This is a genomic window from Acetobacter estunensis (assembly GCF_019083805.1).
Lineage (GTDB): Bacteria > Pseudomonadota > Alphaproteobacteria > Acetobacterales > Acetobacteraceae > Acetobacter > Acetobacter estunensis_A.
In genome coordinates, this window is the sequence record NZ_JAHRDV010000159.1 from 1 (window position 1) to 243 (window position 243).

Genomic DNA, 243 nt, shown 5'->3' on the forward strand with positions numbered 1-243 from the left:
GTTCCTGCAGGGCACCCATTTCCGTCGCCAGCGTCGGCTGATAGCCCACGGCCGAAGGGATACGACCCAGCAGCGCGGACACTTCCGAACCGGCCTGCGTAAAGCGGAAGATGTTGTCCACGAAGAAGGGTTCGATCACCTCGGTTCAGGCCGTTTACGTGCCGGCCGACGATCTGACCGACCCGGCTCCTGCCGCGACCTTCGCGCATCTTGACGCCACGACGGTTCTGAACCGTTCGATCG

Annotated in this window: 2 pseudogenes; one reads left to right on the plus strand and one right to left on the minus strand. The window is 63.4% G+C overall.

The features are described 5' to 3' along the window. Positions 1-127 (minus strand): annotated as a pseudogene (locus KUA11_RS17960) (hypothetical protein); the annotation flags it as partial. Between KUA11_RS17960 and KUA11_RS17355 the strand changes: the two are divergent. Further along, positions 114-243, plus strand: a pseudogene (locus KUA11_RS17355) (hypothetical protein); the annotation flags it as partial. The pseudogenes KUA11_RS17960 and KUA11_RS17355 sit on opposite strands and share 14 nt — an antisense overlap.